The following is a 14,946-nucleotide window of genomic DNA, read 5'->3' as shown; positions in this document are numbered from 1 at the left end:
CGGGCGCGTCCACGATGGCCTGGAGCAGCGCCCGCGCGCCGCTGTCGTCCAGCCGCCGCTCGGGGTCCTTGTCGAGCAGGCCGTAGATGACGTCCGTCAGCGGCCCGGCGTGCTTGGGCGGCTCCAGCGGCTCGGTCATCACGGCGGTGAGCGTGGCGATCGCGGAGCCCTTGTCGTACGGCGGGCTCCCCTCGACCGACGCGTACAGCAGACCGCCCAGCGACCAGAGGTCGGCGGCGGGCCCCGGCTTGTGGCCACGGGCACGCTCGGGCGAGATGTACGAGGGGGCGCCGACGAGCATGCCCGTCGACGTGACCGAGGGGTCGCCCTCGACCTGCGCGATGCCGAAGTCGGTGAGGACCACCCGCCCGTCCTCGGCGATCAGCACGTTCGACGGCTTCACGTCGCGGTGCAGGATGCCCTCACGGTGGGCGGAGCGCAGCACGTCGAGGATGGCGAGCCCTACCTCGGCGGCGCGCCGGGGCGGCAGCAGGCCGTCCTCGCGGACGGCCTCGGCGAGGGACTTGCCCTCGACCAGCTCCATGACGATCCAGGGGCGGTCGTCCTCGTCCACGACGTCGAACACGGTGACCGCGCCGCTGTTGCGGATCCGGGCGATCGCCTTGGCCTCGCGCAGGGTCCGGGTGATGAGCCGCCGCTTCTCGTCGTCGTCGATGCTGGAGGGGAAGCGCAGCTCCTTCACCGCGACCGTACGGCCGAGCATCTCGTCGAGCGCGCGCCAGACCGTGCCCATGCCGCCGCGCCCGAGGACGGCGCCGAGCCGGTACCTGCCCGCGAGCAGGCGCCCCTCGGGGGCTCCGTCGGCGCTCTTCTCCGCGTCCCCACCGGGCTCGTCCCGGTCGGTCTCGTCCCGCTGGGGCTCCTGCGCCGTGTCCCGCGACTGCTCCGCCTCCGACATGCGTCCCCTCTGCGATCCCTGATCCCGGCCCGCGGCTGCCACCCGCACACGCGATGCCGTAACGCGCCCTGGCAGAGCCTTCATTGTCCCTCACTCCGGGACCACCACTGATCCCGGGTCCGCCGTCCACCGGGAGGAGGACACGGCGAGGGACCCACACCATGCCACTACCCCCGGCTTCATTGATCACCCGGCAGGTCAGAGCCTTGTTCGAGGACCGAACGAACGCGCCCTAGATCGGCAGGATGTCCGGAGCGCCGAGCCGCGCCGCGTCCGCTGTCAGGTCGTCAGGCTGCCGCTGCGACTCCCGCTCCGCCTCCACCCGCTTCTCGTAGTGCTCGACCTCCCGCTCCACCCGGTCCTTGTCCCAGCCGAGGACCGGTGCCATCAGCTCGGCGCACTCCCGGGCGCTGAGCGTGCCCCGGTCGAACGTCTCGATGGAGATCCGGGTCCGCCGGGTCATGACGTCGTCGAGATGGCGCGCGCCCTCGTGGGACGCGGCGTACACGACCTCGGCCCGCAGGTAGTCCTCCGCGCCGGTCAGCGGCTCGCCCAGGCCGGGGTCGGCGGCGATCAGCTCCAACAGCTCCTCGGTGAGCGTGCCGTACCGGTTCAGGAGGTGCTCCACCCGGACGACGTGGAGGCCGGTGCGCGCGGCGATCCGCGCGCGGGCGTTCCACAGCGCGTGGTACCCCTCCGCGCCGAGCAGCGGTACGTCCTCCGTGACGCATTCCGCGACCCGCTGGTCGAGGCCGTGCACCGCCTCGTCCACGGCGTCCTTCGCCATCACCCGGTACGTCGTGTACTTGCCGCCGGCCACGACGACCATGCCCGGCACCGGGTGCGCGACCGTGTGCTCGCGCGAGAGCTTGCTCGTGGCGTCCGACTCCCCGGCGAGCAGCGGGCGCAGGCCCGCGTACACACCCTGGACGTCGTCCCGGGTGAGCGGGGTCCGCAGCACCGCGTTGACGTGTTCGAGCACGTAGTCGATGTCGGCGCTGGAGGCCGCAGGGTGGGCCTTGTCCAGGTCCCAGTCGGTGTCGGTGGTGCCCACGATCCAGTGGCGGCCCCACGGGATGACGAACAGCACCGACTTCTCCGTACGCAGGATCAGGCCCGTCGAGGAGTGGATGCGGTCCTTGGGCACGACCAGGTGGATGCCCTTGGAGGCGCGGACGTGGAACTGGCCGCGCTCGGCGATCAGCGCCTGGGTGTCGTCCGTCCACACCCCGGTCGCGTTCACGACCTGCTTGGCGCGGATCTCGTACTCCCCGCCGGCCTCCTCGTCCCGCACCCGCGCGCCGACGACCCGCTCGCCCTCGCGCAGGAAGCCCACGACCCGGGCCCGGGACGCGACCTGCGCGCCGTACGTCGCCGCCGTACGGACCAGGGTCGCCACGTACCGCGCGTCGTCCATCTGCGCGTCGTAGTACTGCAACGCCCCCACCAGAGCGTCCTTCTTGAGGCAGGGCGCCACCCGCAGCGCGTGCCTGCGCGAGAGGTGACGGTGTGTCGGCAGGCCCCTGCCGTGCCCGGACGACACGGACATCGCGTCGTACAGCGCGACGCCCGAGCCCGCGTACAGCCGCTCCCAGCCCTTGTGCCGCAACGGGTAGAGAAAGGCCACCGGCTTGACCAGGTGGGGCGCCAGCTTCTCCAGCAGCAGGCCGCGCTCCTTGAGCGCTTCCCGTACGAGGCCGAAGTCGAGCATCTCCAGATAGCGCAGGCCGCCGTGGATCAGCTTGCTCGACCGGCTGGAGGTGCCGGACGCCCAGTCGCGGGCCTCGACGAGGCCGGTCGACAGGCCGCGGGTCGCCGCGTCCAGCGCGGTCCCCGCGCCGACCACCCCCGCGCCCACCACCAGCACGTCCAGCTCGCGTTCGGCCATCGTCGCGAGCGCCCGGGCGCGCTCCGCAGGTCCCAGTGTCGCTGTCTTCACCGCTGCCTCCCGTCGTCCCCCGCGTGGTCGGACCGCGCGCCCGGCGGTACCGGGCCCACAGATCGATTCTGTCCGCAGACCAGGACTTCAGCCATGGCCTGTGGACAACACCGGCCGACGGCCGCGCGGCTCCCCGGAAAACCCGGCACTCCCGGGCCCCGCAATGCCGCATGTCGGTCATATTTACGCCTAGTCTGACAGTGCGCCTGCCCGTTATGTCCACACGGCTTGCGTTCACTGTCCACTCCGGTCAAGGGAAGGGCGGCCACCGCCATGCCCGCAGATCTCGCCGTCATCGGACTCGGCCATCTCGGCCTGCCCCTCGCCCAGGCCGCCGTAGCCGCCGGGATCGACACCATCGGCTACGACACCGACCCCACGCCCGTCGCGCGGCTCGCGGCGGGCCACCCCCCGGTCGAGGGCTCGCTGAGCGCCTCCGACATCCGCCGGATGCTCTCGCGGGGCTTCCGGCCGACCACCAACCCGACCGAGCTGGGCCGGGTCCGTACCGCCGTCATCTGCGCGCCCACCCCCCTCGGCGCGGACCGCACCCCGGACCTCACCGCCGTCGGCGACGCGGCCCGCGCCCTGGCGCCCCGGCTGCGCCCGAACACCACCGTGCTGCTGGAGTCCCCCGCCGCGCCCGGCACGACCGAGGGCTTCCTGCGCTCCGTCCTGGAAGAGGGCTCGGGGCTGCGCGCCGGACGCGACTTCCACCTCGCGTACTCCCCCGGCCGGCTGGACCCGGGCAACCGCACCCACGGCTACGCCAACACCCCCAAGGTCATCGGCGGCCTCACCCCCGCCTGCACGGAATCGGCCGCCGCCTTCTACGGACGCCTCACCGACAAGGTCGTCCGGGCGCGGGGTCCGCGCGAGGCCGAGACCGTCAAGCTCCTCGAAACGAACTTCCGGCACGTCAACATCGCGCTGGTCAACGAGATGGCCGTGCTGTGCCACGACCTCGGCGTCGACCTCTGGGACGTCATCCGCTGCGCCGAGACCAAACCCTTCGGCTTCCAGGCGTTCCGCCCGGGCCCCGGGGTCGGCGGCCACGGCGTGCCGATGGACCCCAGCTACCTCCCGCACGCGGGCCGCACGCCCGGCCACCCGCTGCGGATGGTGGGCCTGGCCCAGGAGATCAACACCCGCATGCCGCAGTACGTCATCCAGCGCTCGGCCACCCTCCTGAACGAACACGGCAAGTCCGCGCGCGGCGCCCGCGTGCTGCTCCTGGGCGTCACCTACAAACCGGACCTGGCCGACCAGGAGGCCTCACCGGCCACCGAGATCGCCTGCCGCCTGATGGACCTGGGCGCGGCGGTCAGCTACCACGACCCGTACGTCCCCGACTGGCGCGTCCGCGACGTCCCGGTCCCCCGCGCGGACTCCCTCTACGAGGCAGCGGCCAACGCGGACCTGACGGTCCTGCTCCAGCACCACCGCACGTACGACCTCCAGGGCCTCGCGGTAAAGGCACAACTGCTCCTGGACACGAGGGGAGCGAGCCCTGCGGGGGCGGCGTACCGGCTGTGAAATGGCGGGGGGAGTGTCGGACCTGACTGCTACTGTCCAGGGCCATTGTGTGCAGGTCATGCGCACGACACTTCCCTGGGGGGATCCTCACCATGAGCCAGTCCGTTCCGCCACCCGGCAACCCGTTCGCCGAGAGCGCCGTTCCGCAGGCGCCGTTCGTCCCGCCGCCGCCCGCGCGGAACAACGTCGGCCTCGGCCTCGCCGCCGCCCTGGGCGCCGCGCTGGTCGCCGCCGGTGTCTACGGCGGGATCGTCGGGGCCATCGAGCGCGAGATCGGCTTCCTCGCCATCGGCGTCGGCTACCTCGTCGGCCTCGCCGCCGGCAAGGTCGGCGGGCCCAACCCGGTCCTGCCCTTCGGCGCAGCCGCCCTGTCGCTGGGCGCCGTCTACCTCGGCCAGATCTTCGGACTCGCGATCCTCCTCGCCAAGGAGGTCAACCTCGGCACGACGGAGGTCCTCCTGGACCACTTCGGTCTGCTGACCGAGGCATGGAAGGAAGACGCGGACCCCATGAGCTTCCTCTTCTTCGCCATCGCCGCCTTCGCGGCGTTCTCGGGCGCCAAGAAGGCCTCTTCCTAAGGACGCGGCACACGCGGCAAGCAAGAAGGGGGCTTCCCGGACCGAAGGATCGGTCCGGGAAGCCCCCTCGTACAGTCGTACGGCCCCGGCGGACGCCTCAGCGGCGGTGCTGGGAGTCCCCCACCGCCACCTCGACCCGCTGGAACTCCTTCAGCTCGCTGTACCCCGTCGTCGCCATCGCCCGCTTCAGCGCGCCGAAGAAGTTCATCGAACCGTCCGGGCTGTGCGAGGGGCCCGTCAGGACCTCCTCCGTGCTCCCGACGATCCCCAGGTCCACCAGCTTGCCGCGCGGCACGTCCTCGTGGACCGCCTCCATGCCCCAGTGGTGGCCCTTGCCCGGCGCGTCCGACGCCCGCGCCAGCGGAGAACCGATCATCACCGAGTCCGCGCCGCACGCGATCGCCTTGGGCAGGTCGCCGGACCAGCCGACCCCGCCGTCCGCGATGACGTGCACGTACCGGCCCCCGGACTCGTCCATGTAGTCCCGCCGCGCCGCCGCGACGTCCGCCACGGCCGTCGCCATCGGGACCTGGATGCCCAGCACGTTACGGGTGGTGTGCGCGGCGCCGCCGCCGAAGCCGACCAGCACCCCCGCCGCGCCCGTACGCATCAGGTGCAGCGCCGCCGTGTACGTGGCGCAGCCGCCGACGATGACCGGCACGTCCAGCTCGTAGATGAACTGCTTCAGGTTCAGCGGCTCGGCCGCGCCCGAGACGTGCTCGGCCGAGACCGTCGTCCCCCGGATGACGAAGATGTCGACCCCGGCGTCCACCACGGCCTTGGAGAACTGCGCGGTGCGCTGCGGCGACAGCGCGGCGGCCGTGACCACCCCGGAGTCCCGCACCTCCTTGATGCGCCGGCCGATCAGCTCTTCCTTGATCGGCCCCGCGTAGATCTCCTGGAGGCGGCGGTTCGCGGTCGCCTCCTCCAGCTCCGCGATCTCGTCGAGCAGCGGCTGCGGGTCCTCGTAACGGGTCCACAGGCCTTCCAGGTTGAGCACCCCCAGACCGCCCATCTCACCGATCCGGATCGCCGTCGCCGGGGAGACGATGGAGTCCATCGGAGCGGCCAGGAACGGCAGCTCGAACCGGTAGGCGTCGATCTGCCAGGCGATCGAGACCTCCTTCGGGTCCCGGGTGCGCCGGCTCGGGACGACGGCGATGTCGTCGAACGCGTACGCCCTGCGGCCGCGCTTGCCGCGCCCGATCTCGATCTCAGTCACGATGTGTGGCCTTTCCCTCTACGTCTGCCGGTCCAGTATCCCCGACGCACCCGTGAGGGGCGGGTCCGGAACCGGACCCGCCCCTCAGGGACACGCGCAATGATCAGTGCTGGTTGTAGTTCGGCGCCTCGACGGTCATCTGGATGTCGTGCGGGTGGCTCTCCTTGAGACCCGCCGCGGTGATCCGTACGAACCGGCCCTTGTGCTCCATCTCGTCGATGGACGCCGCGCCGACGTACCCCATGGTCTGCCGCAGCCCGCCGATCAGCTGGTGCAGCACCGCGCCCAGCGGCCCGCGGAACGGCACCTGGCCCTCGATGCCCTCGGGCACCAGCTTGTCGTCCGCCGAGACGTCGCCCTGGAAGTAGCGGTCCTTCGAGTACGAACGGCCCTGGCCGCGCGACTGCATCGCACCGAGCGACCCCATGCCGCGGTACGACTTGAACTGCTTGCCGTTGATGAACTGGAGCTCGCCCGGGGACTCCTCGCAGCCCGCGAGCAGGCTGCCCAGCATGACGGTGGAGGCACCGGCGGCGAGCGCCTTGCCGATGTCGCCCGAGTACTGGAGGCCGCCGTCGCCGATGACCGGGATGCCCGCCGCGCGGCAGACCACCGCGGCCTCGTAGATCGCCGTGACCTGCGGCACGCCGATCCCGGCGACCACGCGGGTCGTACAGATCGAACCGGGGCCCACGCCGACCTTGACGCCGTCCACACCCGCGTCGATCAGCGCCTGCGCGCCGTCGCGGGTGGCGACGTTCCCGCCGATGACGTCCACCGGGACGCTGGACTTGATCTTGGACATCCAGCTGAGCGCGTTGCTGTTGTGGCCGTGCGAGGTGTCCACGACCAGGAAGTCCACCCCGGCCGCGACCAGCGCCTGCGAGCGCTCCAGCGCCTCGGGGCTGGCGCCGACGGCGGCGCCGACGAGCAGCCGGCCCTCGCCGTCCTTCGCCGCGTGCGGGTACTTCTCGGCCTTGACGAAGTCCTTGACCGTGATGAGGCCCTTGAGGATGCCCGCGTCGTCGACCAGCGGCAGCTTCTCGATCTTGTGGCGCCGCAGCAGGTGCATGGCGTCCACGCCGGAGATGCCGACCTTGCCGGTGACGAGCGGCATGGGGGTCATGACCTCGCGCACCTGGCGCCCGCGGTCCGACTCGAAGGCCATGTCGCGGTTGGTGACGATGCCGAGCAGCTTGCCCGCGCGGTCGGTGACCGGGACGCCGCTGATCCGGAACTTGGCGCAGAGCTGGTCGGCCTCGGCCAGCGTCGCGTCGGGGTTCACCGTGATGGGGTCGGTGACCATGCCGGACTCGGAGCGCTTGACCAGGTCGACCTGGTTGGCCTGGTCGGCGATGGACAGGTTGCGGTGCAGCACGCCGACGCCGCCCTGCCGCGCCATGGCGATCGCCATGCGGGCCTCGGTGACCTTGTCCATCGCGGCGGAGAGCAGCGGGATGTTCACGCGGACGTTGCGGGAGACCAGGGACGAGGTGTCCACCTGGTTCGGCAGGACCTCCGAGGCGCCCGGCAGCAGCAGCACGTCGTCGTATGTCAGCCCGAGCGTCGCGAATTTCTCAGGCACTCCGTCGACGTATGCAGTCATGACACCTTCCCCAGATGGCTTGATCGGTGCGGATGTCCATGCTAACGGGCCGCGCGGACGTCTCATTCCACGGCCACCGCCCGCCCGCCGTTCCGCCGGCGAGCGGGGTCACCGTCGCGCTCACTGTTCCGCCAGCGCGCGCAGTCTGCTCAGGGCGCGGTGCTGGGCGACCCGTACCGCGCCCGGGGACATCCCGAGCATCTGGCCGGTCTCCTCGGCGGTCAGTCCGACCGCCACCCGCAGGACGAGCAGTTCGCGCTGGTTCTCCGGGAGGTTGGCCAGGAGTTTCTTGGCCCATTCGGCGTCACTGCTGAGCAGCGCACGCTCCTCGGGCCCGAGCGAGTCGTCGGGACGCTCCGGCATCTCGTCGGACGGTACGGCCGTGGATCCCGGGTGCCGCATGGCGGCCCGCTGGAGATCGGCGACCTTGTGCCCGGCGATCGCGAAGACGAACGCCTCGAAGGGGCGGCCGGTGTCGCGGTAGCGCGGCAGGGCCATCAGGACCGCGACGCAGACTTCCTGCGCGAGGTCTTCGGTGAAATGACGGGCGTCGCCCGGCAACCGGCTCAGCCGCGTACGGCAGTAGCGCAGCGCGAGCGGGTGGACGCGGGCCAGGAGATCGTGCGTCGCCTGCTCGTCGCCGTCGACAGCACGATGAACGAGCGCACCGATCACCGTGGTCTCGTCATCACGCATCGGTCCATGGTGCCTTGACGGCTCCTGATCAGTGGCACCGCGTCCGTAGTTGTGCACCGAAGCGTTATGAGCAGGTGCGGCAGAACTCATCCCCTGCGCCCTCCCCTCGCGCTCGTCCGACTCGTCCCCGAGGAACTCCACATCTTCAAGGATGCGGCATGGCGCGGGAAACGGTGGCGTACGGCCGTACGTTGCCCCGCTCGCACCGGGCTTGTCGCCCGTAAGGGCCCTGTCCACGAGCGGGGCGGCGCCTCCCGGGACACGTCCAGGAGGACACGTCCTAGGAGGAGGCCTGCTAGCGCACCAGGCCCCAGCGGAAGCCGAGGGCGACCGCGTGGGCGCGGTCCGAGGCGCCGAGCTTCTTGAAGAGCCGACGGGCGTGCGTCTTGACCGTGTCCTCGGAGAGGAACAGCTCGCGCCCGATCTCCGCGTTGGACCGGCCGTGGCTCATGCCTTCGAGCACCTGGATCTCGCGCGCGGTGAGCGTGGGCGCCGCGCCCATCTCGGCCGAGCGGAGCCGGCGGGGCGCGAGGCGCCAGGTCGGGTCCGCGAGCGCCTGGGTGACCGTCGCGCGCAGTTCCGCGCGTGAGGCGTCCTTGTGCAGGTACCCCCGGGCACCCGCGGCGACCGCGAGCGCGACCCCGTCCAGGTCTTCCGCGACCGTGAGCATGATGATCCGCGCGCCCGGGTCGGCGGACAGGAGCCGGCGGACCGTCTCGACACCCCCGAGACCGGGCATCCGGACATCCATCAGGATCAGGTCCGACCGATCGGCGCCCCAGCGGCGGAGGACTTCCTCGCCGTTGGCCGCGGTCGTCACGCGCTCGACGCCGGGCACGGTCGCGACCGCGCGGCGGAGCGCCTCTCGGGCAAGCGGGGAGTCGTCGCAGACGAGGACGGATGTCATGACCGTCCTCCGCAGCTGATGCGCGTCACCTTGGGCCTCCAGGCTGAGTACATATCGTCACCTGTGCGATTGACGCTCTCGGACATGTGCCCGAGCGCTCGTTCTCTCAACCGCCTCGCACATTCAACGATGGTCACTCGAAAGAGTTACGGGTCGGACGATCGACTTCGACACTCCCTGTGAGGACGCGCGCACGCGACAGAGCGGCCCCGACCGCCTGTCGTTCATCCCTACCTATGCCCCATTTAGCGGCTTTTCTTCACTTTTGACGGTGTCTGACGCTAGATTCACCATGAGTCATATTTACATCTACTTAGATAGTAGATGTACGGTCGTGATGAGATCGGAAGATCGGCCCGTATCCGCTTCAGTACGGTTTCAAGGGGACATGAGCAATGGCAGATTTCTCCCGCCTTCCCGGACCGAACGCAGACCTGTGGGACTGGCAGCTCCTCGCGGCCTGTCGTGGCGTCGACAGCTCGCTCTTCTTCCACCCCGAGGGAGAACGGGGCGCGGCGCGAAGCGCGCGTGAGAACTCGGCGAAAGAGGTGTGCATGCGGTGCCCGGTCCGCGCGGAGTGCGCGGCCCACGCGCTGGCGGTGCGGGAGCCGTACGGCGTGTGGGGCGGGCTGACGGAGGACGAGCGCGAGGAGCTGATGGGGCGGGCGCGCACCCGGCTCGTCTCGGCGTCGCCCTCACCCCACGGTGCGAACAACCACCACGGCGGCCCCGACCGGCACGACCACCGCAACCATCACGACCCGCACGACCAGCACGACCGCCACGCCGACGACTGAGCGGCGCGCCTCGACACCGAAGAAACGTTCCTGCGGCGCAACCCGGCGCGCGCGGCCACCCCTCCGCGCCTCCGCGCCTCAGAGCCTCAGCGCGCCGCCGCCAGGACCAACTGGTCCAGCGTGGCGGCGACGGTCGGTACGTGGGCGAGGTCCGGCAGCGTGAGCGCGACGACCTCCCGCTCGACGGCCGGCTCCAGCGCGAGCGTCCTGACCCCTTCCGTACGGACCGACCGCAGCGCCAGCTCCGGCAGCACGGCCACCCCCAGACCCGCCGCGACCAGGCCGATCACGGCCGGGTAGTCGTCGGTGGCGAAGTCGATCCTGGGCGTGAACCCGGCCCTCGCGCAAGCGCCGACGAGCTGCTCCCGGCAGCGCGGGCAGCCCGCGATCCACGGCTCGCCGGCCAGATCGCCGAGCGAGACGGACATGGCGCCCGCCAGCGGATGCCCCTCGGGGACCACCCCGACGAGCCGGTCCACCAGCAGCGGCTTCACGACCAGGTCGTCCCACTCCGCGGCGGAGCCGCCGTACCGGAAAGCCAGTGCCACCTCGCAGTCACCGTCCCTGAGCAGGCCCGCCGAGCGCGGCGGCTCGGCCTCCACGAGGGAGACGCGGGTGCCGGGGTGGGCGGCGCGCAGCGCGGCCAGGGCCGCCGGGACCAGGGTGGAGCTGCCGCTGGGGAACGAGGCGAGCCTGACCCGGCCGGTCCGCAGTCCCACGATGGCCGCGATCTCCTCCTCGGCGGCGGTGAGCCCGGCGAGGATGCCCGTCGCGTGCCGGACGAGCACGTCCCCGGCCTGGGTGAGGCGCATCTCACGGCCGGCCCGGACGATCAGCGGAGTGCCGGCGGAGGCTTCGAGCGCCTTCATCTGCTGGCTGACCGCCGGCTGGCTGCATCCCAGTGCCCGCGCGGCCGCGGAGAACGAACCGGTGGCGGCCACGGTGCGCAGCACACGGAGATGGCGGGCTTCGATCATGTGGCGACTATAAGCCACCCTTGGGGTTTTCGCGGGTTGAGGGGTAGAACCTTTGAGGCGGGTCCGGTTAGCTTGCATGCATGAAGCTTCTGACCGTGAACGCGGGGCGACCGAAGGCCGTGGAGTACAGCGACGCGGCGGGCGGTGTCACGGGCATCGACAAGCGGCCGGTCGAGGGTCCCGTGCGGGTGGCGGATCCGGGACCGAAGGGGGTGGGCGCGAGCGGGGTGGGGGGTGACACGGTCTGCGACCTGCGTCATCACGGAGGTTCCGACCAGGCGGTGTACGCGTTCGCGAGGGAGGACCTGGATTTCTGGGAGCGGGAGCTGGGGCGCCCGCTGAGCAACGGGGTGTTCGGGGAGAACCTGACCACGTCGGGGATCGACGTCAGGAACGCGCTGATCGGCGAGCGCTGGCGGATCGGTCCCGATCTGGTGCTGGAGGCGACGAGCGGACGGATCCCGTGTCGTACGTTCCAGGCCTGGCTCGGCGAGGACGGGTGGATGAAGCGCTTCACCCACCAGGCCGTCACGGGCGCCTATCTGCGGGTGATCACCCCGGGCGAGATCCGCGCGGGCGACCCGATCGAGATCGTGCACCGGCCGGCGCACGACGTGACGGTCACGCTGGTCTTCCGGGCCGTGACCCTGGAGCGGGAGCTGCTGCCGCGGATCCTCGCCGCCGGGGATGCGCTGCACGCGGAGAAGTTGAGGATCGCTCGAGCGTACGTGGAGAAATACGGGAGGATCGGTCGCCCCGCGGTCGGGGCGGAGCAGACGGAAGTGCGTGCGGAAGCGGGCGGACGGACTCCCGGGAGGGACGACACCGCTCTGGCCAACCAGCCCTGACCTGCGGCTTGTTGGACGTGCCGACACCGGTATACCTGATGCGTAGGGGATGCCCCTGAGAGGGGTGCGGGGTCCCTCGGGGGTGGCTGGGGGTGGGCCCCGATGGCCCGGGGCGGTGCCCGCCGGGACGCTCGTCGCATGTCCGGTCTCAAGCGTGTCCTCATCATTCTGACGTCCGTCGCGTTTGTCCTCGCCCTGGCGCTGGGCGGCGGCGCCGCGTGGTTCTACTCCAGCGCCAAGGTGTCCACGGTCGGCCGCGGCGGCTTCCGCAACCAGCTGGCGGTGCCACCGCTCGCGAGATCCACCGTCGCGCCGGACGGCACCCGCGTCTTCGACCTGCGGATGCGGGCCGGTACGACGGAGTTCAAGGACGGGGAGAAGACCCCCACCTGGGGCTTCAACGGGAGTTACCTCGGGCCGACGCTGCGGGCCGGGCGCGGGGAGAAGGTACGGGTCCGGGTGACCAACACGCTGGACGAGACGTCCAACGTGCACTGGCACGGGATGGACCTGCCGGCCCGGATGGACGGGGGCCCGCACCAGATGGTCGCGCCGGGGAAGACCTGGTCGCCGCAGTGGACGGTCGACCAGCCGGCCGCGACGCTCTGGTACCACCCGCACCCGCACGGCGAGACCGAGGACCACGTCCAGCGGGGCCTGGCGGGGATGTTCATCCTCGACGACCAGAAGTCCCGCACGCTCGCCCTGCCCAAGAGATACGGCGTGGACGATCTCCCGGTCATCGTGCAGGACGTGAAGTTCGACGGGGCCCGGTTCGACCACGGGCACGGAGTGGCCCAGAGCGTCGGGTTCCTCGGCGACGAAACGATGGTGAACGGCACGCTGGACCCGTACCGCGTGGTGGGGGACGAGCAGGTACGGCTCCGGCTGCTCAACGCGTCGACCGCGCGGACGTACAACTTCGGCTTCGACGACAGCCGGGCGTTCTCGCTCATCGGCACCGACGGCGGACTGCTGGAGCAGCCGGCGCGGATGGACCGGATCCAGCTGTCACCGGGCGAGCGGGCCGAGGTCGTGGTGCGCGTGCGGCCGGGCGAGCGGACCGTCCTGCGCAGCTTCCCCCTCGATGTCGGCATGGACTTCATCAACCAGCGCTTCAACGGCGGCGACGACACCTTCGACATCCTGGAACTGCGGGCCAAGTCCCGGCTGCGACCCTCGCCCGCACTGCCCGCCAGGCTGGGGAAGCTGGAGGTGCCGGACGGCAAGGACGCGGTGCGCGGGCGGTTCTTCGACCTCAAGCTGTCCGGGATCAACGGCCGGCGGATGTCGATGGGCCGGATCGACGAGACGGTCACACGCGGCACGACGGAGACCTGGACGGTACGGAACACGAACGGGATGCCGCACAACTTCCACGTCCACGGGGTGCAGTTCAGGGTGCTCAGCGTGAACGGGCGGCCTCCGGCGCCGGCGCTGCGCGGGGCGAAGGACACCGTGTTCGTGCCGAACGGCACCACGGTGAAGCTGGCGATGCGCTTCGAGGGACCGGCCGATCCGAACGCGCCGTACATGTTCCACTGCCATCTCCTCCTCCACGAGGACCAGGGAATGATGGGCCAGTTCGTCGTGGTGGAGAAGGGGCAGAAGGCGGGCCGTCCACCCCTGGAACACGCCCATCAGGGCCACTGACCCAGGCGCTAACGTGCCGCCTATGACGACTGCTTTGATTACGGGCGCGACGGCGGGGATCGGTGCCGCCTTCGCGCGGCGGCTGGCGGCGGACGGACACAACCTGGTACTGGTGGCGCGCGACAAGGAACGGCTGCGCGAACACGCCACCGAACTGCACGACCGGCACGGCATCGAGGCGGAGGTGCTGAGCGCGGACCTCTCCACCGACAGCGGGATCGAGGCGGTCGAGAAGCGGCTGTCGAACCTCAGGCAGCCGGTCGACCTCCTCGTGAACAACGCGGGCTTCGCCAACAAGGGGCCCTTCCTGGACGTCCCGGTCTCCGACGAACTGGTCATGCTGAAAGTCCACATCGAGGCGGTGCTGCGGCTCACGTCGGTGGCGGTCACCGGCATGAAGGCGCGCGGCCGGGGCGCGGTGGTCAACGTGGCGTCGGTGGCGGCGTTCGTGCCCCGGGGGACGTACGGCGCGTCGAAGGCCTGGGTCGTGCAGTTCAGCCAGGGGGTGGCCCGGGAGCTGGTGGGGTCGGGGGTACGGGTGATGGCGCTGTGCCCCGGCTTCGTACGGACCGAGTTCCACGAGCGGGCCGGGCTGGGGACGCAGCGGATCCCCGACTGGATGTGGCTCGACGCGGACAAGCTGGTGACGGCCGCGCTGGCGGACCTGGCCCGCGGCAAGGCCGTGTCCATCCCGGACCCGCGTTACAAGGCCCTGATGGGGGCGGTGAAGCTGGCCCCGCGCGGGCTGCTGAGCGGCCTCACGTCGAAGACGGGACGCAAGTACGGCCCGCAGTAGCGGGCACCCGCACCCTCGGCGCGACCGCCGGACCCGAAGCATGACGGTGAGCGAATGATCGAATGTCCCGCCGTTCGATCGTACGCATTAGGGTCGGTGGTCCGGGACGCACCCGTGCCCGGGTCGCCGTACTCGCGAGAGGGCCGTCACCGTGCGCGAAGGTGCCGCTGAACGTCATGACCGACTGCTGAACCTGGTCCGCGAGCGCGGCACGGTCCGGGTGTCCGACCTCGCCGACCGGCTCGGCGTGTCCCCCGTGACGGCGCGCCGGGACGCGGAGGCGCTGGCCGCCCGGGGGCTGCTCGACCGGGTGCACGGTTCGGTCTCCTGGCCCGAGCGGCAGGGCCCGGCGGGGAGCGCGCCGGGCGGCGGCGGCCCGGTCATCGGCCTGCTCGCGCCGGCGGCCGCCTACTACTTCGCCGAGGTGATCCGCGGCGCCCACGAGGCCGCCGCCCGGCTCGGCGCCCGGCTG

At 71.3% G+C, this 14,946-nt stretch carries 14 protein-coding genes; 7 read left to right on the top strand and 7 right to left on the bottom strand.

Annotated features, from left to right (window positions below; all coding sequences use genetic code 11):
* Together GT042_RS06000 and GT042_RS05995 are read right to left on the bottom strand one after the other, a co-directional pair.
* Nucleotides 1–919: serine/threonine-protein kinase (locus GT042_RS06000; RefSeq protein WP_161307653.1), on the bottom strand; the 919-nt coding region annotated here is incomplete at its 3' end.
* Nucleotides 920–1,151: 232 nt separating this feature from the next.
* Entirely contained in the window at nt 1,152–2,858 is a 1,707-nt protein-coding gene (locus tag GT042_RS05995) for a glycerol-3-phosphate dehydrogenase/oxidase (RefSeq protein ID WP_161307652.1), read from the bottom strand.
* 273 nt (nt 2,859–3,131) lie between these two features.
* Here GT042_RS05995 and GT042_RS05990 point away from each other — a divergent pair, with 273 nt between their 5' ends.
* Together GT042_RS05990 and GT042_RS05985 are read left to right on the top strand one after the other, a co-directional pair.
* Nucleotides 3,132–4,394: a nucleotide sugar dehydrogenase gene (locus tag GT042_RS05990; protein ID WP_161307651.1), complete on the top strand. Its 1,263-nt coding sequence runs from the start codon at nt 3,132–3,134 to the stop codon at nt 4,392–4,394.
* Between the two features lie 92 nt (nt 4,395–4,486).
* Entirely contained in the window at nt 4,487–4,972 is a 486-nt protein-coding gene (locus tag GT042_RS05985) for a hypothetical protein (RefSeq protein ID WP_161307650.1), read from the top strand.
* A gap of 97 nt (nt 4,973–5,069) precedes the next feature.
* Here the strand turns inward: GT042_RS05985 and GT042_RS05980 are convergent, their stop codons facing one another.
* The 4 genes from GT042_RS05980 to GT042_RS05965 form a co-directional block, all read right to left on the bottom strand.
* Nucleotides 5,070–6,194, bottom strand: coding sequence for a GuaB3 family IMP dehydrogenase-related protein (locus tag GT042_RS05980; RefSeq protein WP_161307649.1), 1,125 nt, complete (start codon nt 6,192–6,194; stop codon nt 5,070–5,072).
* A 103-nt stretch (nt 6,195–6,297) separates the two neighbouring features.
* Nucleotides 6,298–7,800, bottom strand: a complete 1,503-nt coding sequence (gene guaB, locus GT042_RS05975) for an IMP dehydrogenase (protein WP_161307648.1) — start codon at nt 7,798–7,800, stop codon at nt 6,298–6,300.
* 120 nt (nt 7,801–7,920) lie between these two features.
* Entirely contained in the window at nt 7,921–8,496 is a 576-nt protein-coding gene (locus GT042_RS05970) for a sigma-70 family RNA polymerase sigma factor (RefSeq protein ID WP_161307647.1), read from the bottom strand.
* A gap of 295 nt (nt 8,497–8,791) precedes the next feature.
* Entirely contained in the window at nt 8,792–9,403 is a 612-nt protein-coding gene (locus GT042_RS05965) for a response regulator transcription factor (RefSeq protein ID WP_003948568.1), read from the bottom strand.
* Between the two features lie 395 nt (nt 9,404–9,798).
* Between GT042_RS05965 and GT042_RS05960 the strand changes: the two genes are divergently transcribed.
* A complete protein-coding gene (locus GT042_RS05960; protein ID WP_345943694.1) occupies nt 9,799–10,200 on the top strand; it encodes a WhiB family transcriptional regulator in 402 nt (133 codons plus the stop codon).
* 86 nt (nt 10,201–10,286) lie between these two features.
* On the opposite strand, the gene GT042_RS05955 is transcribed toward GT042_RS05960, so the two are convergent.
* Nucleotides 10,287–11,177 (bottom strand): LysR family transcriptional regulator, encoded by an 891-nt coding sequence (locus GT042_RS05955; protein WP_161307646.1) that lies wholly within the window; start codon nt 11,175–11,177, stop codon nt 10,287–10,289.
* Between the two features lie 80 nt (nt 11,178–11,257).
* On the opposite strand from GT042_RS05955, the gene GT042_RS05950 reads away from it, so the two are divergent.
* The 4 genes from GT042_RS05950 to GT042_RS05935 all read left to right on the top strand — a co-directional run.
* Nucleotides 11,258–12,025 (top strand): MOSC domain-containing protein, encoded by a 768-nt coding sequence (locus GT042_RS05950; protein WP_161307645.1) that lies wholly within the window; start codon nt 11,258–11,260, stop codon nt 12,023–12,025.
* A 138-nt stretch (nt 12,026–12,163) separates the two neighbouring features.
* Entirely contained in the window at nt 12,164–13,678 is a 1,515-nt protein-coding gene (locus GT042_RS05945) for a multicopper oxidase domain-containing protein (RefSeq protein WP_161307644.1), read from the top strand.
* Nucleotides 13,679–13,700: 22 nt separating this feature from the next.
* Nucleotides 13,701–14,474: an SDR family oxidoreductase gene (locus GT042_RS05940; protein ID WP_161307643.1), complete on the top strand. Its 774-nt coding sequence runs from the start codon at nt 13,701–13,703 to the stop codon at nt 14,472–14,474.
* 151 nt (nt 14,475–14,625) lie between these two features.
* A partial coding sequence (locus GT042_RS05935; RefSeq protein WP_161307642.1) for a DeoR family transcriptional regulator occupies nt 14,626–14,946 on the top strand: 321 nt, incomplete at its 3' end.

It is taken from the genome of Streptomyces sp. SID3212 (assembly GCF_009865405.1).
Lineage (GTDB): Bacteria > Actinomycetota > Actinomycetes > Streptomycetales > Streptomycetaceae > Streptomyces.
The sequence above is the reverse complement of the archived record's forward strand: the minus strand, read 5'-3'. Positions and strand labels throughout refer to the sequence as shown.

Bases quoted from the DNA above. Each gene is read 5' to 3' on its own strand.
- GT042_RS05990 (WP_161307651.1), top strand. From the start codon at position 3,132: ATGCCCGCAGATCTCGCCGTCATCGGACTCGGCCATCTCGGCCTGCCC.
- GT042_RS05985 (WP_161307650.1), top strand. From the start codon at position 4,487: ATGAGCCAGTCCGTTCCGCCACCCGGCAACCCGTTCGCCGAGAGCGCC.
- guaB (WP_161307648.1), bottom strand. From the start codon at position 7,800: ATGACTGCATACGTCGACGGAGTGCCTGAGAAATTCGCGACGCTCGGG.
- GT042_RS05970 (WP_161307647.1), bottom strand. From the start codon at position 8,496: ATGCGTGATGACGAGACCACGGTGATCGGTGCGCTCGTTCATCGTGCT.
- GT042_RS05965 (WP_003948568.1), bottom strand. From the start codon at position 9,403: ATGACATCCGTCCTCGTCTGCGACGACTCCCCGCTTGCCCGAGAGGCG.
- GT042_RS05960 (WP_345943694.1), top strand. From the start codon at position 9,799: ATGGCAGATTTCTCCCGCCTTCCCGGACCGAACGCAGACCTGTGGGAC.
- GT042_RS05955 (WP_161307646.1), bottom strand. From the start codon at position 11,177: ATGATCGAAGCCCGCCATCTCCGTGTGCTGCGCACCGTGGCCGCCACC.
- GT042_RS05950 (WP_161307645.1), top strand. From the start codon at position 11,258: ATGAAGCTTCTGACCGTGAACGCGGGGCGACCGAAGGCCGTGGAGTAC.
- GT042_RS05945 (WP_161307644.1), top strand. From the start codon at position 12,164: ATGTCCGGTCTCAAGCGTGTCCTCATCATTCTGACGTCCGTCGCGTTT.
- GT042_RS05940 (WP_161307643.1), top strand. From the start codon at position 13,701: ATGACGACTGCTTTGATTACGGGCGCGACGGCGGGGATCGGTGCCGCC.